The sequence below is a fragment of the Paraburkholderia jirisanensis genome (assembly GCF_054782355.1).
This window is the reverse complement of the sequence record NZ_BAAGSQ010000033.1, coordinates 245714-270459: the sequence shown is the minus strand read 5'-3', so window position 1 is coordinate 270459 and position 24746 is coordinate 245714. Positions and strand designations below refer to the sequence as shown.

20 protein-coding genes and 1 pseudogene are annotated in these 24746 nt (G+C 65.4%); 15 read left to right on the top strand and 6 right to left on the bottom strand.

Annotated features, from left to right (window positions below; genetic code table 11):
• Nucleotides 1-40: 40 nt before the first annotated feature.
• A complete protein-coding gene (locus ACYVNQ_RS33250; RefSeq protein ID WP_460909110.1) occupies nucleotides 41-1402 on the top strand; it encodes an enolase C-terminal domain-like protein in 1362 nt (453 codons plus the stop codon).
• Between the two features lie 155 nt (nucleotides 1403-1557).
• Here ACYVNQ_RS33250 and ACYVNQ_RS33245 read toward each other — a convergent pair whose 3' ends face one another.
• Nucleotides 1558-1983 carry a nuclear transport factor 2 family protein gene (locus ACYVNQ_RS33245; protein ID WP_460909108.1) on the bottom strand — a complete coding sequence of 142 codons (426 nt, stop codon included), beginning with the start codon at nucleotides 1981-1983 and terminating at the stop codon, nucleotides 1558-1560.
• An 86-nt stretch (nucleotides 1984-2069) separates the two neighbouring features.
• Complete coding sequence (locus ACYVNQ_RS33240) at nucleotides 2070-3392, bottom strand: MFS transporter (RefSeq protein WP_460911183.1); 1323 nt, start codon at nucleotides 3390-3392, stop codon at nucleotides 2070-2072.
• 588 nt (nucleotides 3393-3980) lie between these two features.
• Here ACYVNQ_RS33240 and ACYVNQ_RS33235 point away from each other — a divergent pair.
• Complete coding sequence (locus ACYVNQ_RS33235; RefSeq protein WP_460909105.1) at nucleotides 3981-4349, top strand: hypothetical protein; 369 nt, start codon at nucleotides 3981-3983, stop codon at nucleotides 4347-4349.
• Nucleotides 4350-4490: 141 nt separating this feature from the next.
• Here the strand turns inward: ACYVNQ_RS33235 and ACYVNQ_RS33230 are convergent, their stop codons facing one another.
• The gene (locus tag ACYVNQ_RS33230) at nucleotides 4491-5453 is read right to left on the bottom strand and encodes a LysR family transcriptional regulator (protein ID WP_460909103.1); all 963 of its coding nucleotides are present in this window, start codon (nucleotides 5451-5453) and stop codon (nucleotides 4491-4493) included.
• A gap of 182 nt (nucleotides 5454-5635) precedes the next feature.
• On the opposite strand from ACYVNQ_RS33230, the gene ACYVNQ_RS33225 reads away from it, so the two are divergent.
• The 4 genes and pseudogenes from ACYVNQ_RS33225 to ACYVNQ_RS33210 all read left to right on the top strand — a co-directional run bounded on the left by ACYVNQ_RS33225 (nucleotide 5636) and on the right by ACYVNQ_RS33210 (nucleotide 9678).
• The gene (locus ACYVNQ_RS33225; protein ID WP_460909100.1) at nucleotides 5636-6457 is read left to right on the top strand and encodes an aldo/keto reductase; all 822 of its coding nucleotides are present in this window, start codon (nucleotides 5636-5638) and stop codon (nucleotides 6455-6457) included.
• Between the two features lie 145 nt (nucleotides 6458-6602).
• Nucleotides 6603-7187: a BPSL1445 family SYLF domain-containing lipoprotein gene (locus tag ACYVNQ_RS33220; RefSeq protein WP_460909098.1), complete on the top strand. Its 585-nt coding sequence runs from the start codon at nucleotides 6603-6605 to the stop codon at nucleotides 7185-7187.
• 333 nt (nucleotides 7188-7520) lie between these two features.
• Nucleotides 7521-8516 (top strand): annotated as a pseudogene (gene gnd / locus ACYVNQ_RS33215) (phosphogluconate dehydrogenase (NAD(+)-dependent, decarboxylating)); the annotation flags it as partial.
• A 274-nt stretch (nucleotides 8517-8790) separates the two neighbouring features.
• Nucleotides 8791-9678, top strand: coding sequence for a LysR family transcriptional regulator (locus tag ACYVNQ_RS33210; RefSeq protein WP_460909096.1), 888 nt, complete (start codon nucleotides 8791-8793; stop codon nucleotides 9676-9678).
• Between the two features lie 97 nt (nucleotides 9679-9775).
• Here ACYVNQ_RS33210 and ACYVNQ_RS33205 read toward each other — a convergent pair whose 3' ends face one another.
• The 3 genes from ACYVNQ_RS33205 to ACYVNQ_RS33195 are packed head-to-tail and all read right to left on the bottom strand — an operon-like array spanning nucleotide 9776 to nucleotide 13097.
• A complete protein-coding gene (locus ACYVNQ_RS33205) occupies nucleotides 9776-11257 on the bottom strand; it encodes a serine/threonine-protein kinase (protein ID WP_460909094.1) in 1482 nt (493 codons plus the stop codon).
• A 20-nt stretch (nucleotides 11258-11277) separates the two neighbouring features.
• Nucleotides 11278-12165 carry a c-type heme family protein gene (locus ACYVNQ_RS33200; RefSeq protein WP_460909092.1) on the bottom strand — a complete coding sequence of 296 codons (888 nt, stop codon included), beginning with the start codon at nucleotides 12163-12165 and terminating at the stop codon, nucleotides 11278-11280.
• Nucleotides 12162-13097: a hypothetical protein gene (locus ACYVNQ_RS33195; RefSeq protein WP_460909090.1), complete on the bottom strand. Its 936-nt coding sequence runs from the start codon at nucleotides 13095-13097 to the stop codon at nucleotides 12162-12164. Before ACYVNQ_RS33195 ends, ACYVNQ_RS33200 begins: the two co-directional genes overlap by 4 nt.
• 430 nt (nucleotides 13098-13527) lie before the next feature.
• Between ACYVNQ_RS33195 and ACYVNQ_RS33190 the strand changes: the two genes are divergently transcribed.
• From ACYVNQ_RS33190 to tssH, 9 genes are all read left to right on the top strand, one after another.
• Nucleotides 13528-14592 carry a hypothetical protein gene (locus ACYVNQ_RS33190; RefSeq protein ID WP_460909088.1) on the top strand — a complete coding sequence of 355 codons (1065 nt, stop codon included), beginning with the start codon at nucleotides 13528-13530 and terminating at the stop codon, nucleotides 14590-14592.
• A gap of 222 nt (nucleotides 14593-14814) precedes the next feature.
• Nucleotides 14815-15336 (top strand): type VI secretion system contractile sheath small subunit, encoded by a 522-nt coding sequence (gene tssB / locus ACYVNQ_RS33185; protein ID WP_460909086.1) that lies wholly within the window; start codon nucleotides 14815-14817, stop codon nucleotides 15334-15336.
• 8 nt (nucleotides 15337-15344) lie between these two features.
• On the top strand, nucleotides 15345-16838 hold the full coding sequence (gene tssC / locus ACYVNQ_RS33180; protein ID WP_460909084.1) for a type VI secretion system contractile sheath large subunit: 1494 nt from the start codon (nucleotides 15345-15347) through the stop codon (nucleotides 16836-16838).
• A 119-nt stretch (nucleotides 16839-16957) separates the two neighbouring features.
• Nucleotides 16958-17461 (top strand): Hcp family type VI secretion system effector, encoded by a 504-nt coding sequence (locus tag ACYVNQ_RS33175; protein ID WP_460909082.1) that lies wholly within the window; start codon nucleotides 16958-16960, stop codon nucleotides 17459-17461.
• 103 nt (nucleotides 17462-17564) lie between these two features.
• A complete protein-coding gene (locus ACYVNQ_RS33170; protein ID WP_460909079.1) occupies nucleotides 17565-18464 on the top strand; it encodes a type VI secretion system accessory protein TagJ in 900 nt (299 codons plus the stop codon).
• A 22-nt stretch (nucleotides 18465-18486) separates the two neighbouring features.
• Nucleotides 18487-18990, top strand: coding sequence for a type VI secretion system baseplate subunit TssE (gene tssE / locus ACYVNQ_RS33165; protein WP_460909077.1), 504 nt, complete (start codon nucleotides 18487-18489; stop codon nucleotides 18988-18990).
• 5 nt (nucleotides 18991-18995) lie between these two features.
• Entirely contained in the window at nucleotides 18996-20882 is a 1887-nt protein-coding gene (gene tssF / locus ACYVNQ_RS33160) for a type VI secretion system baseplate subunit TssF (protein ID WP_460909075.1), read from the top strand.
• Nucleotides 20846-21862 (top strand): type VI secretion system baseplate subunit TssG, encoded by a 1017-nt coding sequence (gene tssG / locus ACYVNQ_RS33155; RefSeq protein WP_460909073.1) that lies wholly within the window; start codon nucleotides 20846-20848, stop codon nucleotides 21860-21862. Before tssF ends, tssG begins: the two co-directional genes overlap by 37 nt.
• An 86-nt stretch (nucleotides 21863-21948) precedes the next feature.
• Complete coding sequence (tssH, locus tag ACYVNQ_RS33150) at nucleotides 21949-24744, top strand: type VI secretion system ATPase TssH (RefSeq protein ID WP_460909071.1); 2796 nt, start codon at nucleotides 21949-21951, stop codon at nucleotides 24742-24744.
• Nucleotides 24745-24746 lie beyond the last annotated feature (2 nt).

Genomic DNA, 24746 nt, shown 5'->3' with positions numbered 1-24746 from the left:
TTTATCGGGCCGCCGTTTGAGCTTCGAAAAGGCGACAGTCATGAACCAGCCATCTCAACCCGATCAAACGCGCGGTGCCCAGACGCCCGTCGTGACCGAACTGAGCGTCGTACCCGTCGCGGGCTATGACAGCATGCTGCTGAACCTGAGCGGCGCGCACGGGCCGTTTTTCACGCGCAACATCGTGCTGCTGAAGGACAGCGCCGGACGCACCGGCGTCGGCGAAGTGCCGGGCGGCGAGAAGATCCGTGCGGCACTCGAAGCGGCGCGCGCGCAGGTCGTGGGCCAGCCGCTCGGCGCGTACAGCACGATTCTGGAAGCGGTGCGCGCGCAACTATCGGCGCACGACGACGGCGGCCGTGGCCTGCAGACCTTCGATCTGCGCGTCGGCGTGCATGTGGTCACCGCACTGGAAGCGGCGCTGCTCGATCTGCTCGGCCAGTTTCTCGGCGTGCCGGTGGCCGCGCTGCTCGGCGAGGGCATCCAGCGCCACAAGGTGCCGGTGCTCGGCTATCTGTTTTACGTTGCGGATCCGGGCAAGACCGATCTGCCGTATCTGCGCGAAGCCGAGCCGCGCGACGCGTGGGAAGCGCTACGCCGCCACGAGGCGCTGACGCCCGAGGCGATCGTGCGTCTGGCCGAAGCCGCGCACGAACGCTACGGCTTCAACGATTTCAAGCTTAAGGGCGGCGTGCTGCAGGGCGATGCGGAAATCGAAGCGGTCACCGCACTGGCCGAGCGCTTTCCGCAGGCGCGCATCACGCTCGATCCGAATGGCGCGTGGTCGCTTGCCGAAGCGATCCGCCTGTGCCGCGATCAGCATCACGTGCTCGCTTACGCGGAAGATCCGTGCGGCGCGGAAAACGGCTTTTCGGGCCGCGAAGTGATGGCCGAGTTCCGCCGCGCGACCAACCTGCCGACGGCGACCAACATGATCGCCACCGACTGGCGGCAGTTCACGCATGCGTTGCGTCTGAACGCGGTGGACATTCCGCTGGCCGACCCGCACTTCTGGACCATGCGCGGCTCGGTGCGCGTCGCGCAGACCTGCGCCGACTGGGGCCTGACATGGGGCTCGCATTCGAACAATCACTTCGATATTTCGCTGGCGATGTTCACGCACGTCGCGGCGGCCGCGCCCGGGCGCGTGACGGCGATCGATACGCACTGGATCTGGCAGGACGGCCAGCGCCTCACGCAGGCGCCGCTGCAGATCGAAGGCGGCGAGATCGCGCTGCCTGCTGCGCCGGGGCTGGGTGTCGAAGTCGACTATGCGCGGCTTGAGGAAGCGCATCAGCTGTATCTGAAGCACGGCCTGGGCGCGCGCGACGATGCGATCGCGATGCAGTATCTGATTGCGGGCTGGAAGTTCGACAACAAGCGGCCGGCGCTGGTGCGTTGACGCAGAGCTTCGGCTGATAAAAAACGCGCGCTCGCATTTCTGCGGCGCGCGTTTTTTATGGTGGCCTCGATGCCGGCGTTTTTGTCACACCGGACAAACATCCGGTGTATTTCCATTCAGCGCCAAAGTGCATGGCGTCTCAGTGCCTCAGTGCCTCAGTGCTTATACCCCTGCCGAGCCGTCAGCTTCCACGCGCCGTGCTGCTTTTGCCACACCGCCAGCACGTCGAAATCCACTTCCGCGAGCTTGCCGGCCGAATCGGTGGTGCCGCTGAAGTGGTCGCGGATCACAGCCTGATCGCCCGACACCGTGGTGACCGTTTGCGTCAGATCGATGCGCTTGTAGCGCGTCTGCCCGCTCGCAATCGTTTCGATGAACTCGGCCTGGTTCTGCACCTTGCCGCTCGAATGTCCGTAAGTGAGCGTGGCGGAGGTGAGCGCCTTCATCTGCTGCGCGTCGCCGGCGATCATCGCGGCGGACAGTTTGTTCATCGCATCGTTTACCGCGCCTTCATCGGCGACGCTCGCCCATGCGCCCGAGCATGCGCCGGCAGCGGCCAGCGCCATCAACAGTTTCTTCATCGTCTCCATTCCTCTTGAGTTCCGCTTGAGTCCAGCTTGAATCCTGCCTGAAGCAATCAGCTTGCCGCGCTACGCCTACGCCTACGCTACGCACCACGCGCAACCAGCGAGCGCGTCAGCACCATCCGCTTGATATCGCCGACCACGAACAGGTAGCACAGCGTCGCCACCAGCGCATTCGCGCCGACAAACACCAGCGCCGAATTGAACGACCCCGAGCCCTGCACCAGATAGCCGATGATGATCGGCGTCGTGATGCCGGCGACGTTGCCGCACGCATTGAACAGCGACGCGCACACGCCGCCCGCTTCGACCGGCGCGGTATCGGACACCACCGCCCAGCCGAGCGCGCCGATACCCTTGCCGAAGAACGCGGTCGCCATGATCGCGACGATCAGGAACTCCGAATCGACGTAGTTGCACGCAATCATGCAGGTGGACAGCAGCATGCCGAACACGATCGGCGTCTTGCGCGCGACACTCGCGCTAAAGCCGCGCTTCAACATCGCATCGGAGATCACGCCGCCCAGCACGCCGCCGAGGAAACCGCACACAGCCGGAATCGATGCGATGAAGCCGGCCTTCAGGATCGACATATGGCGTTCCTGCACGAGGTAGATCGGGAACCACGTGAGAAAGAAGTAGGTGAGCGCGTTGATGCAGTACTGCGCGATAAAAATGCCCAGCAACATGCGGTTGCTGAGCATCTCGCGTATCGATGCGCCCATCGGCACCTTGACGGGCTGCGGTGCCTGTGACGCAGCACCGTCGGTTTCGCGCGTTTCCAGATCGACCAGCGCGCCGCCGGCTTCGATGTAGTGCAGTTCGGCCTGGCTGACACGCGGGTGGTCCTTCGGCGCATAGACGGTTTTCAGCCACACGCCGGTCATCAGGATGCCGAGCACGCCCATAAAGACGAACACGTACGGCCAGCCGAACCGGTGCACGATCCAGCCCATGATCGGCGTGAACAGCACCGCGGCGAAATACTGCGACGCGTTGAAGATCGCGGCGGCGGTGCCGCGCTCGGCACGCGGGAACCACGTCGACGTCATGCGGCTGTTGCCCGGGAACGCGGGCGCTTCCGCAAAGCCCATCAGAAAGCGCAACGCGAACAGCGAAGCAACCGCGACGGCGGCCGTCAAACCCGCCACCAGCCCTTGCGCCAGCGTGAAGATCGACCACGCGGCGAGGCTCACCGCATACACGCGCTTGGTGCCGAAGCGGTCGAGCAGACGGCCGCCGGGCAATTGCGCGAGCACGTAGGCCCATGCGAACGCGGAGAACACGTAGCCCATCGCCACCGGCGACATGCCGAGTGCCTTCTGCATCGCATTGCCGGCGATCGACAGGCTGGCGCGGTCCGCATAGTTGATGGTGGTGACGACGAACAGGATGAACAGGATCATCCAGCGCACGCGGGTGCGGTGTTCGTCGCGCTGTGGGGTGGTGCTGCTCTGGTGCGCCGCGCCGCTTGCGCTGGCTACTGTCGCTGCCGCTGCGGGCGCGGCCGGCCGGCCGGACGCTGTGGAAGGCGCGCCGCCCGAACGACGGCGTGCCTGATCGATGTGCTCCACCCGTGTCTCCTTATTTGGTGCGCAGTGATAAGTCATCGTACAACAATGGGCTTATTATCATGCGGGCGGGCTGAAAAAAGTCCTCGGGTTAACCCGTTAATGCGCATACCCATAGCCGGGAGAGCTGATATCTTCAGGCGCGGCCCGCGCAATCCGGCGTGAGTCGCTAGATAAGTCATCGTACAAGAACAATCGGCTTACGACGAAGGCTGCGCGGCGCGCATTGGCGCGTACGGGGGTACGGAGGGTACGGCGTGCTATCGAGGTACGGAGGTACGGAGGTACGGAGGTACGGAGGTACGGAGGTACGCGAGGTACGCGGAATATCCCGGGTCGTCGCGTGTTTCGTTGAGTGAGCGTGTCGCGAATTCGCAGCGGCGCGCGCTTCACCCGACACCCGCCGACGATCCGGACTTCGCCATGTTTTTCGCCGTTCTGCTCCTGCTGGCTTTTTTGCTGATCGTCGTGTGTTTCTGGCGCGAGCTCGCGCCTGGCGTCGCATGGGCTGCGTTGCAGTACCACGCGTGCCCGGAAATGCTCGCATGCCTGCACGGCGAATCGACGCCCGCCGCGGACTCCACGGCAGTCGACGCCGCAGCCGAGGCGGACGATCTGCACATCGTCCAGCTGCCGTACGACCCGGTGGAGCAGGCCGGTGCGGTGACGCAACCGGCTGCGCACGAGGAACAGCAGGCGCACGAGCATGAGCGCGAGCACGGATATGAACTCGCGCGCGATGTCGAAGCCGAGTCCACGCCGACCGGATACGCGCTCACCTCAGAGGCGTAGCGCGGCGCGCACGCGTCGATTCATCACCGTCGTGCCGGCTCGGCGCCGCCTTACGCGCTATCAACGCGACCCCGACGCCACCCCAACGCGATATCAACGCGACCCCAACGCGACCCCAACGCGACCCCAGCGCACCACCCCTCAACGCCTTTTCCCCGCCACTTTCTGCACCACCGCCTTGCGCGCACGATCCCCCGCCAGCGTCGGCGCCAGCGTCTCCAGACAGAAATCGATGAACGCATTGACCTTCGCCGCCTGGTGCCGCCGCGAAGGGTACAGCGCATATAGCGGAAAGCGCTCCTCCTGCCAGTCGGGCAGCACCTCGGTCAACGCGCCGGCCGCCATCAGATGATCGACGCCGAGGTCCATGATCTGCGCAATGCCCGCGCCCGCGGTGCAGCTGACCAGCATCGTATCGACATCGGACACCAGCAGCCGGCCCGCCGCGGGAATCTGCACGCGTTGCCGGTGGCGATGAAACTCCCATTCGAACGGCTTGGCCGTGACCGGGTTGTAGAACAGGATCCGCTGATGCCGCGCGACGTCCTCGGGACGCAGCGGCACGCCGTGCCCGGCGAGATAGGCCGGTGCCGCAACCGTCAGCACGCGCGTGTCGAGCAGCTTGCGGGCCACCAGCGTGCCCGTCGGCGGCGGCCCGAAACGGACCGCCAGATCGAAGCCGTCGGCCACCAGGTCGCCGGCCGCGTCGCGCATGATCAGCTCGACCGACAGTTGCGGATAGCGGCGCAGCAGCTCCGGCAGGCGTTTGGCCAGCACCGTGCGCGAAAAGAACGGATCGATGTTCACGCGCAGCTTGCCGAGCACCGCGTTGACGGAACCCGACGCGGCGCTGGCCGCTTCCTCGATACCGAGCAGGTGCGGGCCGACCGCTTCGTACAGCCTGCGGCCTTCGTCGGTCAGGGTCTGCGAACGCGTGGTGCGGTCCAGCACGCGCACGCCGATGCGCTTTTCGAGCCGTCCGATCGCGCGGCTCACGCCGGAGGGCGACAGCCCGAGCGTCTCCGCGGCCCGCACGAAGCTGCCGCTCTCGGCCACGGCCGCCAGCACCGTAACGCCTGACAGCAGCCGGCTGTCGAATCCCATCTGATGTCTCCTGGTCGCATGATTCGTGATTTTAATCACGGGTCATTTGAACGGCGCGTACTTTATTCACCGGTGCTGAAGTGCGACAGTGGCGCATGCCGCAACTGGCGCCCGCCTTTGGCCTGTGCGGGAACCGGTTGCATTGCCATGTCACGCCACTTTTTCAAGTTCAAGGAGCAGTAATGGAAGCGATCGAAACCCAGGGCATCCGCATCCCGCGGCTCGGCTTCGGCACGTTCCGCATGCGGGGCATGGATTGCCAGCCGGTGGTCGAAAGCGCGCTCGAGCTCGGCTATCGCCATATCGATACCGCGATGATGTATCAGAACGAAGCGGCAGTCGGCGCTGCGCTGGCCACCTCGGGCATCGCGCGCGGCGACCTGCACGTGACCACCAAGGTCTGGCACGACAGCCTGCAGCCCGACGCGATTCGCCGCTCGTTCGATACGAGCCTCGCGCAATTGAAGCTCGATTATCTCGATCTGTTCATGGTGCACTGGCCGTCGCCCGACATGAACCTGCCGGCCGTGCTCGAGACGATGATCAAGCTGAAAGAAGAAGGCCGCACGCGCGCGATCGGCGTGTGCAACTTCAATCTGTCGCAACTGAAGACGGCGGTCGACGAGGTCGGCGCGCCGATCGCGTGCCTGCAGGTCGAGTACCACCCGTTCCTGAGCCAGGCGCGCATGCTCGACTATCTGCGCGCGAAGCAGATCCCGCTGGTTGCCTACGCGCCGCTCGCGCAGGGCCGCGCGGCGGGCGACCCGCTGCTCGCGAGCATCGGCGACAAGCACGGCGCGAGCGCCGCGCAGATCGCGCTGGCGTGGCTGCTCGATCAGGACGATGTGATCGCGATCCCGAAAGCGCAGCGCGCACAAAGCCAGCGCGCCAACCTCGAAGCCTTGCGTATCCGTCTCGACGACGAAGACCGCGCAGCGATCGCCGGGCTGCCGAAAGACCAGCGCTATGTGCAGCCGCCGTTTGCGCCGGACTGGAACGCGTAACCCCGTCGCAAGCGTCTGCTGGCATCCCCTCCCGTAGTGTCACGACTTGCCACCGGCGATGCGCACAAGTAACGTGGCCGGTATTCGTGCGTCGCGAATGGCGCACGGACCGATCCATCGACTCGCGTTACAGGGAGGAAAGCGCATGCACCGTCGCCGATTCATCGCTGCTACCACGGCGCTCGCCGCCGCAGGCGGGCTCGTTGCCTGCACCACCACGCCGATTTCGTCGGACAACTCCGATGGCGCAAACGCGGGCCGCCGCCGCACCATCGAAGCCGATGTCGACGCGACCGTCACGCGCATGTACGAGACCGTACAGGGCTCGCGCGAGCTGGTCGGCAAGTCGCGCGGCATCCTGGTGTTTCCATCGGTGATCTCGGCGGGCTTCTGGATCGGCGGACAGTACGGGCAGGGCGCATTACGCGTCGACGGGCAGACCAACGGTTACTACAGCATTACCGCGGCGTCGTTCGGCTTGCAGATCGGCGCGCAGTCGAAGGCGATCGTGCTGCTGTTCATGACGCAGGACGCGCTCGACGAGTTCAGGCGCAGCCAGGGCTGGGCCGCCGGCGTCGACGCGACGGTCGCGGTGCTGAAGATCGGCGCAAACGGCAATGTCGATACCTCCACCGCGACCAGCCCGGTCGAAGCGATCGTGATGACCAACGCCGGGCTGATGGCGGGCGTGTCGCTGGAAGGCTCGAAGATTTCGCGGCTGATCATCTGAACGACGCGCGTTTTGAGTGGCGCAAGCCCGGGTACGGGCGCGTTGCAGGTGTGGTCCGCAATTCGCGTGTTCGTCGCGCAATGCAGGGCGCGTCCAATGAGGGCTGGATCGCGTGAAGGAGCCGGGCGCAAGGTCGACACCGGCTTGCGGCGCGAAATCGGTACGACTCCACCCCTGGCGGCTGCCGGGACCGGCAATACCTCGCTGTGCTCGCGCCGCGGCGCGCGTATCCTGTGGTTCGGTGTGCCGCGCGCCGGCGCACGGTTCGTGCTGCTCAGTCTGTCATGCTGACGCGACCGGGCAGGCGTTTCGTCAGCGACAAACTCAACCGCAAAGGAGAGATACATCATGCAAATCGGTATCGTGGGCCTCGGGCGTATGGGCGGCAATATTGGGCGGCGTCTGATGCGGGGCGGACATAGTTGCGTGGTCTACGATCACAGTCCGCAGGCGACCGACGCCCTCGCGAAGGAGGGGGCCACCGGCGCGAGCGATCTGGCCGATCTGGTCTCGAAGCTCGCCGCGCCGCGCGTGGTCTGGCTGATGCTGCCGGCCGGCAAGATCACCGAAGACACGCTGAACGATCTGCGCAAACTCCTCAGCGCCGACGACGTGATCATCGACGGCGGCAACAGCTTCTACAAGGACGACATTCGCCGCGCGGTGCAACTGCGCGAGCAGGGCCTGCATTACGTCGACGTCGGCACCTCGGGCGGCGTGTGGGGGCTCGAGCGCGGCTACTGCATGATGATCGGCGGCGATCAGGCGACCGTGCAACGCATCGACCCGATCCTCGCGACGCTCGCGCCGGGACGCGGCGAGATTCCGGCTACGCCGGGCCGCGACGGCCGCGATGCGCGTGTCGAGAACGGCTATATGCATACGGGCCCGGTCGGCTCGGGGCACTTCGTCAAGATGGTCCACAACGGCATCGAATACGGGCTGATGCAGGCTTACGCGGAAGGCTTCAACATCCTGAAGCACAAGAACGCGCCGGAACTGCCCGAAGACCAGCGCTACAGCATCGATCTGGCCGATACCGCCGAAGTGTGGCGGCGCGGCAGCGTGGTGTCGTCGTGGCTGCTCGATCTGACCGCCGGCGCGCTCGCGCACGATGGCCAGCTGCAGGGTTACTCGACTGAAGTGGCCGACAGCGGTGAGGGCCGTTGGACCATCGAAGCGGCGATCGAAGAGGCGGTGCCGGCGCAGGTGCTGTCCGCGGCGTTGTTTACGCGCTTCCGCTCGCGTGACGCGGAGTCGTTTGCGGAGCGGATGTTGTCGGCGATGCGCTTCGGCTTCGGCGGGCACAAGGAGTTTCCGGTCAAGTAAGCATCACGGGCGCGCGGCAGTCGGCGGAGGCGCGCGGCGCGCGGTCCGCCGCGTCGCGCGTCGTCATGCTTGCCTTGCGTCGCCCGTGCTTTGCCCGTGCGTCGTTACACGGCCTCTCGTCCTTGCACGTCTGCGGCCGCCGCGGCACGCCGCCGCCATCCGCGCCGTCAGCCAGCTTGGCAGGGGTTCGACCGGCCCGTAGAATCGCGCGGGGCGCACGCTTGCGCCGTGACACCATGACGCCGGCCGCCATGCGTCGCGCACAGGATTCCACATGAAAGGCAACCTCGATCATCAACTGCGCCTGTTCGTCGAGATCGCAACTTACAAATCGTTGTCGGGCGCGGCCGACGCGCTTTCGCTGACGCAGTCCGGCCTGAGCCGCCAGCTTGCCAGCCTCGAAAGCTATATCGGCCAGCCGCTGTTCGTGCGCCATGGGCGCGGCGTCGAGCCGACCGAGGCGGGCCAGAAGCTGCTGGAAGCGGCCCGCTCGGCGTATCAGCTGATCGACAACTCGGTGCTGCAACTACGCGACCAGCACGGCATTACCGCCGGCAGCCTGAACGTCGCGACGATCCACACGCTGAGCTATTACTTCATGGGCGAGGTGCTGGCGCGCTTCATGGCGCAGCGGCCGCACGCAAACGTGTCGCTGCTCGGCCGCAGCTCGCCGGGCGTGGTCGAACTGGTCGAAGCGGGGCGGGCCGAGATCGGCTTCGTCTACGATTCTGCGGTGGCGTCCGACGCACTGGAAATCACGCCGCTGTTCGAAGAAGACATGTGCTTCGTGGTGCATCAAGGCTCGCCGTTCGCGCAACAGGCGAGCGTCGTGCTGGACCAGCAGACGCCGCCGCTCGTGATGTTCCCGGCCAGCTACGCGTTGCGGCGCATGCTGCATACGCGCGCGTTCGATGCGAGCGTGGCGGCCGAAGTCGAAACCGTCGACGCGATGCTCAAGCTGGTTTCGCTGACCCACGGCCACTGCATTCTGCCGAGCCTGATTCCGCCGAAGCTGCTGCTCGAATACCAGCTGGTCGGCATTCCGATCGCACACCCGCTGATGCGACGGCGCATCGTCGCGATTACGCGGCGCGGGCGACCGCTGTCGGCGATGACCGCGCTGGTGTTGCAGATCGCGCTCGAAAGCGCGCCGAAGGACTAAAGGCCGGGCCTGGTCCGAGCTTGGGCCGGGTTCTGGTTTCGCGGCGGATCGACGGATCGACAGATCGCCGAACCGGCATCCGGCGATCCGGCGCAAATCAACGCGATGGGTCCGCCGGCGGCTCATCGAGCGCGCGCAAGAACTGATCGCGATCGGCTGACGCAGGCAGCGCGTCGGCGAGGCGCGCATAAAACGTTGCGGTATCCGCGCCCTTCGCGGCACGCGCCGCGACGATCCGCGCGATCGGCCCCAGGTGGGTCGCCAGCTGGCGCACGGCCGCATCCACTTGCGCCTGATCCAGCAGTGTCGCGCTCGCGGCGGTATTGCCCGCGGGGTGGTTGGCACGCGCCGCATCGGCAAGCGGCATCACGCGCGTCGCCGCGTCGCTGGCTGCGGCGGCATGCCGTTCGAGCAGCGCATCGAACTTGCGGCGCGCCGCGTCGTCGGGCAGATGCCGCACCAGCTGCGCGGACAAGGTTTGCGAGTCGCCGGCCTGTGCCGCCGCGCGCCGCACCAGCAGCGACGCGACCGGCCCGACATGGCTGGCGAGCGCGGCCTCGAGTTGCGCGAGCAACTCGCGCGGCCAGACGACCGGCGTGGCGCCTGCCGCGGCCGCGGTGGTCCCCGCAAGCGACTGGTCCGCCGCCGCACGCGGCGGTTCCAGAGCGGCACGCGTAAGTGGCGCCACCAGCACCGTATGATCCGGATCGCCGCTCGTCGCAAGCGTATCGAGCAGGCTCAGCACGGCGATGCGCCAGCTTTGCGCCGACTCATAGCGCTGGTCCGGGTGTTTCGCGAGCGCCTTGAGCACCATCGCATCGAGCTCGGCCGGCAGGCTCGCCACCCGCGTCGACGGCGCGGCGGGCATCTCGTTCATCACCTGCTGCATGACTGCAGCGGGGGCGCCGGCGAACGGGCACGCACCGGTCAGCATTTCATAGAGCACCACGCCGGCGGAAAACAGATCGCTGCGCGCGTCGATTTCGTTGCCCGCGAATTGCTCCGGCGACATATAGCTCGGGGTACCGATCATCATGCCGGCGCGCGTGAGCCGCCCGGTGTCGAGCTGCGCGATGCCGAAGTCAGTCACCTTGCATTCGCCGCGTTGCGCGATCAGCAGATTGGCGGGCTTGATATCGCGATGGATCACGCCGACTTCGTGCGCATACGACAGCGCGTCGAGCAGTTGCGCGAACCACACCAGCGCGCGCGCGAGCGGGATCGTGGTGCCGCTGCCCGCATGCTGCGCGAGCCGTTCGGCGAGGTTTTCGCCGCGCACATATTCGAGCGCGATATACGCAATGCCGTCGGTTTCGCCATAGTCGAACACCGACACGATATGCGGGTGCACGAGCCGCCCGGCGGCGCGGGCTTCGTTGACAAAGCGCGCCGGCAGTTCGGCGTCCGCATGCGCCGGCTGGTCGCGCAGCAGCTCGCTGCGTATCGTTTTCAGCGCGACCTGACGCTGGATATGCGGATCGTTGGCCAGATACACGACGCCCATCGCGCCGCTACCAAGCACACGCTCGACCCGATAACGGCCGATTTTCTGCGGCAACGTGGAGCTTGAAAAGGGCATCGGTTTCTCGCGTGGCGGGTTCAATGCTGTTCGTCGAGAATTTCGAAGGCTGCCACCAGACTCGTGCGCATCCGCCCGAACGATACGGCCAGCGAAGCGATTTCATCGCCGCCGCCGGTCGGCAGTTCGACGCCGTCGAGCTTGCCCAGGCTCACTTCGTCGGCGGCGCGCGACAGTGTCTGCAGCCGGCGCGTGACCAGAAAATGCACCATCACGTTGAGCACCACCAGCACCACCGCGAACACCGCGCTCAACGCCAGCATGAAACTGCGCCAGACCGCGCGGCCGCGCGCGATCGACTGCGACATCGGCACCGACACGAACTCCGCGCCGATCACGTCGTGCATGGTCCAGCCGAAGCCGTTGGCCGGGCCGTACTTGTCGAGCATCGTGCGCGGTGCGGCGGACGGCGTGCTATGGCATTGCAGGCAGGCCGAATCGTTGATGCGGCTCGGCCGCGCGAGGAACATCAGTTGCACGCCACCCGGCGTGCGGCGCTGGCCGGTCACTTCCTTGAGCTCCGGATGATCGTGCAGATGCGCGATGACCTCGGTTTCCCAGTCGGTGGGCCGGTCGCGCGGATTGGTCGGGTTCAGCATGGTCGACCTGTACGAGAAGTTCGGAAACGCGCTCTGCAGCGTGTTGAGCATCTCGATGGCGGAAAACGCCGGGACCGATTCCGGCACGAACGAATATTTGATCTGCGTCGCGAGCAGCGGCGTGATGTGTTGCGCGGTGTAGTTCTGCATCGCGCTGGCCGCGCTCGCGAGCACGTCGGCATCGTGCTTCGTTTCGTCGAGCGCCTGCTGCTGCAGTACGCGATCTGCGACAAAGCCGGCTGCGATCAGCCCGATCGCGAAGATCGCGATAAACACGAGATTGAATTTGATGGCGAGCGACAGCTTCATGGGCGGTTCGATAGTGAGCGGTAAACAGAAGGCGCCGCAGTCGCATGGTGCGGCGGCGCAGGCGGCGGATACAGCAGCGCACGCCATTCGGGCAGCGTGCCCAGGTGCTGGTCGATCGCGCGGCGAAACGCCGGGTCGGCGAGCCGCGTGCGAAAGCGTTCGGTAAAGCGCGTGCCCGGCTGGGTGCGAATCGCGAGCGGGCTATTCAGCCAGTCGGCGATATCGTCGTAGTCGACCGGGAGCGGTTTTTCCTGCGCTGCCGCTGCTGTCGCTGCCGATGTTGGGGCCGCGGGCAGCGGCAGCGCCGTCAACGCGTCGCGAAACGCCACCGGCATGGCGGCGACGAACGCCGGATCCGGGCTCGGTGTCACCACGAGCGCCGGGCTCGCCGCGCGCCATACCGCGAACTGATGCATCGGCAACTGCGCCGGCGCAACCTTGCTGCCGTATGCCGGCGCAAGCGACAGCAGCGTCAGCGTGCCACTTTCGACGAATACCGCATCCGCTTGCGGATATCCGGCAGGCGACGCGGCAATCACTGCAGCCGAGCCGTTGGCCGGCGTATAGCGCAGCCGCACGGTGTCGATCGCCGGTATCGCGCAGCGCGGGCGTGCGCCGGTACAGGTATGCAGCACCTTGAGCCAGCCGCGTAGCAGTACGACATGCGCATCGCGCGTCAACATCACCTGCGTGTCGGCGCCGAGCGCCACGACGTTGCCCTCGGGATCCTGCAGTTGCAGGCCGCCTTGCGCGGAAGTTTCAATCATGTCGTTCAGCGCAAAACGCTGACCGGACTGCGGCACGTAGCGACTCGTATCGTGAATCGCGCGCGCCGGCGCATCGGCCTGCACGAGCGCCCACTGTGCGTGCGCATGCGAAGCGATGGCCAACAGTCCGAACAGCAGAAGGCGCGCGGGCATGCTGAATCCCATTCGGAAGCATCTCCTTGAAAGTTTTGTCGGGCCGGTAGCGACGCACATATCGCATGTGCGCTGTGTTCAATACAACAGTCAGGCTCGCCTGCTTATTCCACGCTTCGCATTGGCCCTGCAGCGCTGCGCAATCGATCTCACTGCAGGTGCGTTGAGTTCGTATGGGTGGCTATTTCTTCGCATCTGCGTTTGCGTGCGACGGGTTCGGCTTTGCGGAACGGTTCCGCGCGGCCGGCTAACTTCGCTTCGACCAGCATCGCCCGCGCACGCACGCGGACCACACCGCAAATGCATGAGAACCGGTTTCATGATTGATGGAATAGAAGCCCCTGTCGCTCTGTTCTAGTGGCACGGAATGCGAATGCGACCCGTGCCGGCGCGAGCCGGGGCGAAGTGCAATACGGCCTGATCGGCAGTGCGGATGGAATGAATGGGCGCGATCAACTGTTGTCGAACGGGCCAGGCCATCGAATCGGGCGAAGCCATCGATCCTTGCATTGACGTTACGCCAATTTTCATTAGGGAGCAGTGGATGGATCTGCCTTATATCGTGTCTTCGGATCGGCTCGGAACTCAAAACCTGAATCAGCAGTGCGATGGTTGCAGGGATTGCATGTTCGCGGGCAGCGACGCAAAAGATGCGCAGCCCGGCGGCTTCGTGCTGAAAAACGGCAGCCTCGTTACCGGCGACTGGAAGAAGGCACTGTACCGGCGCAGTGGCGTGAACGGCGAGAGCCCGCCGCTGCAGCGGCGCAACCTCAACGACTTCATCCGTCACGTGCCGGTTGGAATCTTGCAGAAAGGCACGCGCCTGCTGCATGTCACGAGCGACGCCGGGTGGATCTCCAGAAATCTGGTGGGCAGCCGTGCCGAAGATCGGGACGACTACAGCTTCTTCACACTGGAGAACTACGGCATGGCCGGCGCGCATGGCAATAACTTCGCCGGTGCAGTGAAACTGCAACTCGCTCAGGATCTTCATTGCTTTTTTGCCCAAAACTATTCGTTCAAGTATTGGCGCGCGGACGAACAGCGTTACCACGGCGGCAGAACCCAGACCGTGATCGCTGAAGGGCGCACGCATGTAGGCGGCGACCTGGCGGGTGTGGTGAAGTCATCGTGGCCGGAAAAGTACCGGCCGGCAGCGTGGGCGAGCTGTTCCGAATGCGAGATTGCGATCCATAACTCGGTGGTGCCGCTGGTGCTCGAAGTGATGGGCGCGGCACGGCAAAGCCAGCAAGCGTTGCAACAGGCGCAGCAACGAATCGCGGAGGGCACGCGGCTTGGATTGCCGGACCCGCAGCCGGGTCAGACGCGCGGTTATGTGCCCACCGGCGCGTTGCCGGACGCCGCGACGCCCTCCGGCCACGACGGGATCTCCGCGCCGTACTGGATGAGCCCGTATTTTCACAGTCAAAGCAAGGTCAAGCAGGCCGTCGAGCGTATGCGCCGCGCCAATGTGCCGCTAACCGATGCGGACAACCTGTTCCGCTAGCAGGGTCGGGTAGTCGCGCTTCGCAAGCGCACCCGGTAGCAAAACCAGATTTGCCGCGCCGCACTGCCTGTTGCAGGTTCATGGCGAACCCAGCGAGACGAGGACCGACATGACGACAGCAGAGGCAACGCAGCATCCGGCAAGCTCGACGATTTTGGCGCACCCATAGCACGCTCAACCGTCGACTCCTTTCAATCCTACGCATCCCAAAGGAATAAGCGCATGGCCACCAAACAGAGCAGTCAGAAATTCATCGCGCGCAACCGGGCGCCACGTGTGCAGATCGAATACGACGTCGAGCTGTACGGCGCGCAGAAGAAAGTCCAGATCCCGTTTGTGATGGGGGTGATGTCGGATCTGTCCGGCGCGAATGCGGGCGACCTGCCGCCGATCGAAGAGCGCAAGGCGCTCGAGATCGACGTCGACAACTTCGACAGCCGCATGCAGTCGATGAAGCCGCGCGTCAATTTCACCGTGCCCAATACGCTGACCGGCTCGGGCAATCTCGAAGTGGACATCACCTTCGAGAGCATGGACGACTTCTCGCCGGCCGCGGTGGCCCGCAAGGTCGATTCGCTCGCAAAGCTGCTCGAGGCGCGCACCCAGCTCGCGAACCTCGGCACCTATCTGGACGGCAAGGCCGGCGCGGAGAAGCTGATCGCGCAGGCGCTGAAGGATCCGGCGCTGCTGCAGTCGCTGGCTGCCGCCCCCAAGGCTGACGACGCCGCAACCGAACAGGAGTGACATCGAACATGGAAACCCAGAAGCAGACAGAGCACGGCGCGCTCACCGAAAGCGCCCAGGGCGGCGACTTTGCAGCGCTGCTGAACAAGGAATTCAAGCCGAAGAACGAGCGCGCGAAAGAGGAAGTAGAAGCCGCGGTGCGCACGCTCGCCGAGCACGTGCTGCGCGATTCGAACATCGTCTCCGACGACCTGACGCAAACCATCAATGCGTACGTGGCCGAGATCGACCGCAAGCTCAGCGAACAGCTGAACCAGGTCTTGCACCACGCCGAATTCCAGAAACTCGAAGGCTCATGGCGCGGCCTGCATCATCTGGTCACCAATACCGAAACCGACGCGATGCTGAAGATCCGCGTGATGAACGTGTCGAAGAAGGAGCTCGGCAGGAACCTGAAGCGCTTCAAGGGCATCGCGTGGGACCAGAGCCCGGTGTTCAAGAAGATCTACGAAGAAGAATATGGCCAGCTCGGCGGCGAGCCGTACGGCTGCCTGATCGGCGACTACTACTTCGACCACGGCCCGCAGGACATCGAACTGCTGCGCGGCATCTCGCAGGTGGCCGCGGCCGCGCATGCGCCGTTCATCGCCGCGGCCGGCTCGAGCCTGCTTGGCATGGATAGCTGGAGCGAGCTGTCGAACCCGCGCGATCTGGGCATGATCTTCACGACGCCCGATTACGCCGGCTGGCGTTCGCTGCGCGAAATGGACGACGCGAAGTACCTGGCGCTGACCATGCCGCGCACGCTGGCGCGTCTGCCGTACGGCGCAAAAACCGACCCGGTCGACGAGTTCGATTTCGAGGAAGACACCGAAGGCGCGGATTCGGCGAAGTACACGTGGCAGAACGCGGCCTACGCGATGGCGGTGAACATCAACCGTTCGTTCAAGCACTACGGCTGGTGCACGCGGATTCGCGGCGTGGAGTCGGGCGGTGCGGTTGAATATCTGCCGGTGCATACGTTCCCGAGCGACGACGGCGGCGTCGACATGAAGTGCCCGACCGAGATCGCGATTACCGATCGCCGCTCGGCCGAACTCGACAAGATGGGCCTGATGCCGCTCGTGCATCGCAAGAACTCCGACCTCGCCGCGTTCATCGGCGCGCAGTCGGTCGCCAAGCCCGAAGAATACGACGATCCGGCCGCCACCGCGAATTCGAATCTGTCGGCGCGCCTGCCGTACATGTTCGCGTGCTGCCGCTTCGCGCACTACCTGAAGTGCATCGTGCGCGACAAGATCGGCTCGTTCAGCACGCGCGAGCAGATGGAAATCTGGCTGTCGAACTGGGTGATGAACTATGTCGACGGCGACCCGGTGAACTCCAGCGAGGAAACCAAGGCGCGCAAGCCGCTGGCGGCCGCGCAGGTGGTGGTCGAAGAAGTGGAGGACAACCCGGGCTATTACACGTCGAAGTTTTTCCTGAAGCCGCATTACCAGCTCGAAGGTCTGACCGTGTCGCTGCGGCTCGTGTCGCGGCTGCCGTCGGCAAAGGCCGCCTGATCTTTTTAAATCCACCGGCGGTTCGCCGCCATGCAACCCGGCCGTGCGGCGCGCCGCTCTACCGCACGGCCTGACGTTCGAACCCTCGAACCCATCCATTCGCAAACGAGGAATCCATCATGGCATTCGACATGCACCTGAAGTTCGGCTCCGGATCGGTCACGATCCAGGGCGCATCCAATCACTCGAAGCACAAGAACGAAGTGCCGATCATCGCGTGGTCGTGGGGCTGCAGCAACACCGGCAACCTGCATACCGGCGCGGGCTACGCATCGGGCGGCAAGGCCAATATCCAGGACATCACGGTCACCAAGTATGTCGACAGCTGCTCGAATGCGTTGCTGCAGGCAGTGTGTACCGGTGCGCGGGTCGATAACGCGTATCTGTACGTGACCAATGCAACCGGCCAGCAGACCGACTTCGTAACGATCGAGCTGAGCGAAGGCGTGCTGGTCACGTCGGTCTCGACCGGCGGCAGCGGCGGCGACGAGCGTCTGACCGAAAACATCACGCTGCACTTCGGCAAGTTCAAGTATTCGTTCCAGCCGCAAGACGACGAAGGCAAGGCAAGCGGCGGCACCAAGGATTTCACGTACGACATCCAGCAGGTCGCCAAGCAGTAAGCGCAGTTGCAGCAGTACCCGCGTGCCGGTTCGCGCTGCCGCAGCAGCGGCGCGAATCGCGTGCGCGGGTGCGTCCGATTTCCACTTCATCAGATCCCTTATCGTGAGCGCTTCCACGCCGAATGCCCCCATCGCAGCCAGTCCCGAAGCCCTGCTGAAGGACGGCCGCCTGAACGACGCGCTGCAGGCGTTGACCGCGCAGGTGCGCAGCCAGCCCGCCGATGCGGCGCGCCGCGTGTTTCTGTTCCAGCTGCTGGCGTTGCTCGGCCAGTGGGAGCGCGCAGAAAACCAGCTGCGGGTCGCGGGCGAACTCGATGCGCAAAATGCGCTGATGGTCGCCGCCTACGAATTCGCGCTGCGCGGCGAGCGCGAGCGTGCCGCCGTGTTTGCCGGCACGCGCAGCCCGACGTTGATCGGCGAGCCGGCGCCATGGCACGCATTGCTGCTGAAATCGCTGCAGTGGCTGCATGAAAACCGTATTGCCGATGCACTCGCGCTGCGTGCAACGGCGTTCGAGCAGGCCGAAGCGGTGAGCGGCACGATCGATGGCACGCGTTTCGAATGGCTCGCCGATGCGGACCCGCGTTTCGGCCCATGTCTCGAAGTGATTCTGAAGGGCGGCTACGCATGGGTGCCGTTCGCGCGCATCCGCGAACTGAAGTTCGACGCGCCGTCGGACTTGCGCGACAAGATCTGGGCGCCCGTGCAGATTACGTGGAGCAACGGCGGCGAAGCGATCGGCTTTGTGCCGTGCCGCTATTGCGGTAGCGAACAGTCCGGCGATGCGGAGCTTGCGCTTGCGCAGCGCACCGACTGGCACGAGCTCGGCAGCGACTGTTTCGTCGGCAGCGGCCAGCGCATGCTGGCCACCGAAGCCGGCGAATATCCGCTGCTCGACGTGCGCTCGATCGTGTTCGACGTCAACGCCGACATAGACGTAGACACCGCTGCCGCACCTGAAAGCAACGCCGCCGCATCGTCGCGCGGCCCCGCCGCACATTGAGTCCATCTTAAGCACGCTCCCCATGGCAGAACTGACCTCGCAGGAACGCTTGCAGCCGTCGCTGCTGGACCGGCTCACCGATCTCGCGCGCGAGCGGCCCGACGAGAGCCGCGAAGAACGCGTGATCACCGCGTCGCGGCTGCGCGAATGCGTGACGCGCGATATCGGCTGGCTGCTCAATTGCACGCGCCACTGGAGCAGCGAGCAGTTGGCCGAGCATCCGCACGTCGACACCTCGGTGCTGAACTTCGGCATTCCCGATCTGACCGGCACCGCGCTGGCGAGCGTCGAGGCGAGCGTGCTGGAAAACCGCATTCGCGCGGCGCTGATCAACTTCGAGCCGCGGCTCGTCGCAAGCACCGTGCAGGTCAGCGTGAATCTCGACGAGTCGCGCATGGACAGCCGTTCGCTGAGTTTCCGTATCGAAGCGCAGATGTGGGCGCAGCCGTTGCCGCTATCGCTGTATCTGCGCACCGATCTCGATCTGGAAACCGGCGAGTTTCACGTTTCGCCAAGCTTCGGTTGAGCGCCATGGATCCACGTTTTCTGCGCTATTACAACCGCGAATTGCAGCACGTGCGCGAGATGGGCGCCGAGTTCGCCCGCGAGTACCCGAAGATTGCCGGCCGTCTCGGCCTGGAAGGCTTCGAGTGCGCGGACCCCTATGTCGAGCGCCTGCTCGAAGGCTTTGCGTTTCTGGCCGCGCGCGTGCAGCTGAAACTCGACGCGCAATACCCGGTGTTTACGCAACACCTGCTGGAGATGATTTACCCGCACTACCTCGCGCCGATTCCATCGATGGCGGTCGTGCAATTGCGTCCAGATACCGCCGAAGACCTGCCGCCGGCCGGCCACGCGGTGGCGCGCCATACGGTGCTGCGCAGCCTGATCGGGTTCGGCGAGCGTACGCCGTGCGAATACCGCACCGCGCACGACGTGACGCTGTGGCCGCTCGAACTGAACGACGCGCGCTATTTCGACACGCCGGCCGCGCTGGCCGCGGCCGGCCTCGTGCCGCCGCCGGGCCGCACGGTGCGCGCCGGCATCCGGCTGAAGTTCCGCACGCTGGCCGGCGCGCAGGCGAAGACGCTCGCGCTCGACAATCTGCCGGTGTTCCTGGCCGGCGCCGACGAGTTGCCGAAACTGTTGTACGAGCAACTACTGGCGAACGCCGCAGGCTACACGGCGCGCACCGCTACCGCCACCGGCGAACTCGCCGAGCAGCATTACGAGGCCGCCGCGCTGCAGGCAAAAGGCTTCGACGATGCGGACGCGCTGCTGCCGTACGGCGCCCGCTCGTTTAGCGGCTACCGCCTGCTGCAGGAATATTTCGCGTGCCCGGAGCGCTTCCTGTTCACCGAATTTACCGGCTTGCGGCGTTTGCTCGCGCGTGCGCACGGCAACGAGTTCGAGATCGTCGTGTGGCTCGAGCGCAGCGTCGCGCGGCTGCACAACGCGGTGGATGCGGACAACTTCCGGCTGTTCTGCACGCCGGCGATCAATCTGTTCGAGCGGCGCTCAGACCGTATCCATCTGCAGCAGGGCAAGACCGAATATCACGTGCTCGGCGACCGCACGCGGCCGATGGACTTCGAAATCCACAGCGTGTACGACGTGCAGGGCTTCGGCGACCGTCAGGAGCCGGAGCAGAGCTTTCTGCCGTTCTATGGCAGCAACCAGCGCACGTGGCATGGCGGGCAGGCGGCGTTCTATACGCTGCGCCGCGAGCCGCGCCTGTTGTCGACCCGTCAGAAGCAGCAGGGGCCGCGCTCCAGCTACGTCGGCAGCGAGACCTTTATTGCGCTGGTCGATGCGAACGACGCGCCGTACTCGAGCTCGCTGCGTCAGGTCGGCATGCGCATGCTGTGCACCAATCGCGACTTGCCGCTGCATATGCCGGTGGGCAAGTCGTATACCGACTTCACGCTCGACACCGACGCGCCAGTCGCGTCGATCCGCTGCGTCGCGGGTCCGACGCGGCCGCGTGCGCCGACCGCGACCGGCGAGACCGCGTGGCGGCTGATCAGCCATCTGCAGCTGAACTATCTGTCGCTGCTCGACGAAGACGGCGACGAGGGCGCCGCCGCGCTACGCGAAATGCTGACGCTGTACTGCGACGAATTCGATGCGAGCGCCCGCCGCCAGGTGGAAGGGATCAAGCGTGTGAAGGCCTTGCCGGCGACGCGGCGCGTACCGGTTGCGGGGCCGATCACCTATGGCCGCGGCCTCGAAATCACGCTGACCTGCGACGACGCTGCCTTCGAAGGCACCGGCGCGTTCCTGCTCGGCTCGGTGATGCAGCACTTTTTCGCGCGTTACGTATCGCTCAATTCCTTCACCGAGACCGTGCTCGTCACGCTCGAACGCAACGAGGTAGCCCGATGGCCCGCCATGCTCGGCAAGCGCCCGATCCTGTAGCGCTGGAAGCAGCGCTGGCGCAGCGGCCGGAGGATTTCGAATTCTTCGAGGCGCTGCGCCGCCTCGAATGCGCGTATCCCGAAGCGCCGCGGCTCGCGCGTTCGACGCGCGCGGCCGAAGACCCGGTGCGGCTCGCGCACGCGGCGACGCTCGAGTTCCCGCCGCGCAGCATCGAGCGTTTCGAGCCGAAGAGCGGCACGCGGCCGGCGCGGCTCCATGGCCTTTTTCTCGGGCTGTTCGGGCCGAACGGCGCGCTGCCGAATCACCTGAGCGAATACGCGGTGGACCGGCAGCGCAACGCGAAGGACCCGACCTTCGTCGCGTTCGCGGACATCTTCCACCACCGGATGCTGAGCCTGTTCTACCGCGCCTGGGCCGATGCGCAGCCGACCGTGCAGCTCGACCGGCCCGAAGACGACCGCTTTCGCACCTATGTCGGCGCGCTGATCGGCATGGCCACGCCGCATCTGCAGCGGCGCGATGCGCTGCCTGATCAGTACAAGCGCTTTTTCGCCGGCCGGCTGGTGCCGCAGGCGCGCAACGCCGAAGGCCTGAAGAGTCTGCTGCAGGAATTTTTCGGCGTGCCGGTACAGGTGCTCGAATTCGTCGCCGAATGGATGCGCGTGCCGCAAGACGCGCAATTGCGCATGGGCGTCGCGATGGCTGGCATGGGCCGCACGGCGGTGCTGGGCGCGCATGTGCGCGGCGCGCAGCAGCGCTTCCGGCTGCGCGTCGGGCCGCTCACGCATGCCGAGTTCAACCGTCTGCTGCCGGGCGGCGAGAGCCTGAAGCAGTTCGTCGCCGCGGTGAAAACCTATGTGGGCGAAGAGAAGGGCTGGGATCTGCAGCTCGTGCTGAAGAAGGAAGAGGTGCCGCTGACCCATATGGGCCGCGCGGGCCGGATGGGTTTCAACACATGGATGGGCCGTTACGCGAAGCCGGGAGACGCCGACGACGTGATCGTCAAGCCGGTCGGCTAGCTGCAGTGCCCTTCGTTATCCATTGCGTTTTTCATTGAACCGGCGGCCGCTGCCGCGGCCGCGTACGCCGTCACAGGAACAAGACCATGGCCGAGATCAGTCGTAACGCGTTGTTCGGCAAGCTCAACGCAGTTGCTTATCGGGGCATCGAAAGCGCCACCGTGTTCTGCAAACTGCGCGGCAACCCGTATGTGGAACTGGTGCACTGGATCCATCAGATCCTGCAGTTGCAGGACTCGGACCTGCATCGGATCGTCAAGCATTTCGGGCTCAATCCATCGAACCTGGTGCGCGACATCACCGAAGCGCTCGAGCGGCTGCCGCGCGGCTCGACGACGATCTCCGATTTGTCCGGCGACGTCGAGGAAGCGGTCGAGCGCGGCTGGGTGTTCGCCACGCTGATGTTCGGCGAAGCGCAGGTGCGCACCGGCTATCTGCTGGTCGGCCTGTTGCGCACGCGGCACCTGCGCAATGCGCTGCATGCCGTGTCGGGCGAATTCGCGAAGATCAAGCCGGAAACGCTCGCGGACAGTTTTGCGGAAATCGTCGCCGGCTCGCCGGAAGACAGCCTGCGCCCCACCGACGGTTTTCAGATCGGCGCGGCTGCGCCCGGCGACGCAAGCGGCGCGCTGGCGCCCGCGCAAATGGGCAAGCAGCAGGCGCTGCAGCAGTTCACGATCGATCTGACCGACGAGGCGCGGCGCGGCAAGATCGATCCGATCGTCGGCCGCGACGAGGAAATCCGTCAGGTGGTCGACATCCTGATGCGGCGCCGCCAGAACAACCCGATGCTGGTCGGCGAGGCCGGTGTCGGCAAGACCGCGGTGGTCGAGGGCTTTGCGCTGCGTATCGCGCAAGGCGACGTGCCGCCGCCGCTGAAAGACGTGCAGTTGCGCACGCTCGACGTCGGTTTGCTGCAGGCCGGCGCAAGCATGAAAGGCGAGTTCGAAAACCGGCTGCGCCAGGTGATCGACGAAGTGCAGGCCTCGGTGAAGCCGGTGATCCTGTTTATCGACGAAGCGCATACGCTGGTCGGCGCAGGCGGCGCGGCCGGCACCGGCGACGCGGCAAACCTGCTGAAGCCGGCGCTGGCGCGCGGCAATCTGCGCACCATCGGCGCGACCACGTGGGCCGAATACAAGAAGCACATCGAAAAAGACCCGGCGCTGACGCGGCGCTTTCAGACCGTGCAGATCGACGAGCCGGGCGAAGAGAAGGGCATCCTGATGATGCGCGGCGTCGCCAGCGTGATGGAGCAGCATCACCGCGTGCAGGTTCTCGACGAAGCGCTGGAGGCCGCGGTCAAGCTGTCGCACCGCTATATTCCGGCGCGCCAGTTGCCGGATAAGGCGGTGAGCCTGCTCGACACCGCCTGCGCGCGCGTGGCGGTCAGCCAGCACGCGGTGCCGGCCGAAGTCGACGATACCCGCAAGCGGATTCAGGCGCTCGAAACCGAGCTGGCGATTATCGGGCGCGAGAAGCGCGTCGGCGTGGACGTGGCCGAGCGCGAGGCCGCGGCCAGCGAAAAACTGGCGGCGCAGCGCGAGCGTTTGCAGCGGCTCGATGCCGCGTGGGCCGAAGAGAAGGTGCTGGTCGAACAGATCCTGGCGTTGCGCGTGCAACTGCGCGGCGATGCGGCGCCGGTCGAAGGCACCGGCAGTGAGCTCGAACAGGCGGCGCAAGACCAGGCGTCAGCGCCCGCACTCGATGACGCGGCGCGCGCCGCCGCGCTCGCGGAACTGAAGAGCCTGCAGGCGCGGCTTGCCGAACGGCAAGGCGAAACGCCGCTGATCCTGCCGAGCGTCGACTATCAGGCCGTGGCGTCGGTGATCGCGGACTGGACCGGCATTCCGGTCGGCCGCATGATGCGCAGCGAACTGGAAACCGTGATGAATCTCGCCAGCCTGATGGGCCAGCGCGTGATCGGCCAGGACCATGCGATGGAAACGATCGCGAAGCGCATCCAGACCTCGCGCGCCGGGCTCGACAATCCGCAAAAACCGATCGGTGTATTTTTGCTGGCCGGCACGTCGGGCGTCGGCAAGACCGAGACCGCGCTCGCGCTGGCCGAGGCGCTGTATGGCGGCGAGCACAACCTGATCACGATCAATATGAGCGAGTTTCAGGAGGCGCATACGGTGTCGACGCTGAAGGGCGCGCCGCCGGGTTACGTCGGTTACGGCGAGGGCGGGGTGCTGACCGAGGCGGTGCGCAGGAAGCCCTATTCGGTGGTGCTGCTCGACGAAGTGGAGAAGGCGCACCCGGACGTGCACGAGATCTTCTTCCAGGTATTCGACAAGGGCGTGATGGAAGACGGCGAGGGCCGGCTGATCGACTTCAAGAACACGCTGATCCTGCTGACCACCAACGCGGGCACCGATCTGATCGCCGGCCTGTGCAAGGATCCGGAGCTGATGCCGGAGCCCGAAGGCATGGCAAAGGCGTTGCGCGAGCCGTTGCTGAAGGTGTTTCCGCCGGCGCTGCTGGGGCGGCTGGTATCGATTCCGTACTACCCGCTCAGCACCGACATGTTGGGCAAAATTGTCAAACTTCAGCTGGGCCGCATCAGGCAGCGCATCGAAGCGCGCTACCGGATTCCGTTCGAATACGGCGACGACGTCGTGCAACTGGTCGTGAGCCGCTGCACCGAGAGCGAATCGGGCGGGCGCATGATCGATGCGATTCTGACCAACACGATGCTGCCGGAAATCAGTCGCGAGTTTCTCGCGCGGACGATGCGCGGCGACGCGATCGGCGGCGTGCGCGTCAGTGTGGTGGATGCGGACTTTGCGTACCGGTTCGGTGACGATGCGCAGGCCACTGCCGCATCAGCCGACGAGACCGGCGCGGTGGCCGCGCACAGTGAATCCATCGGCGCATAGCA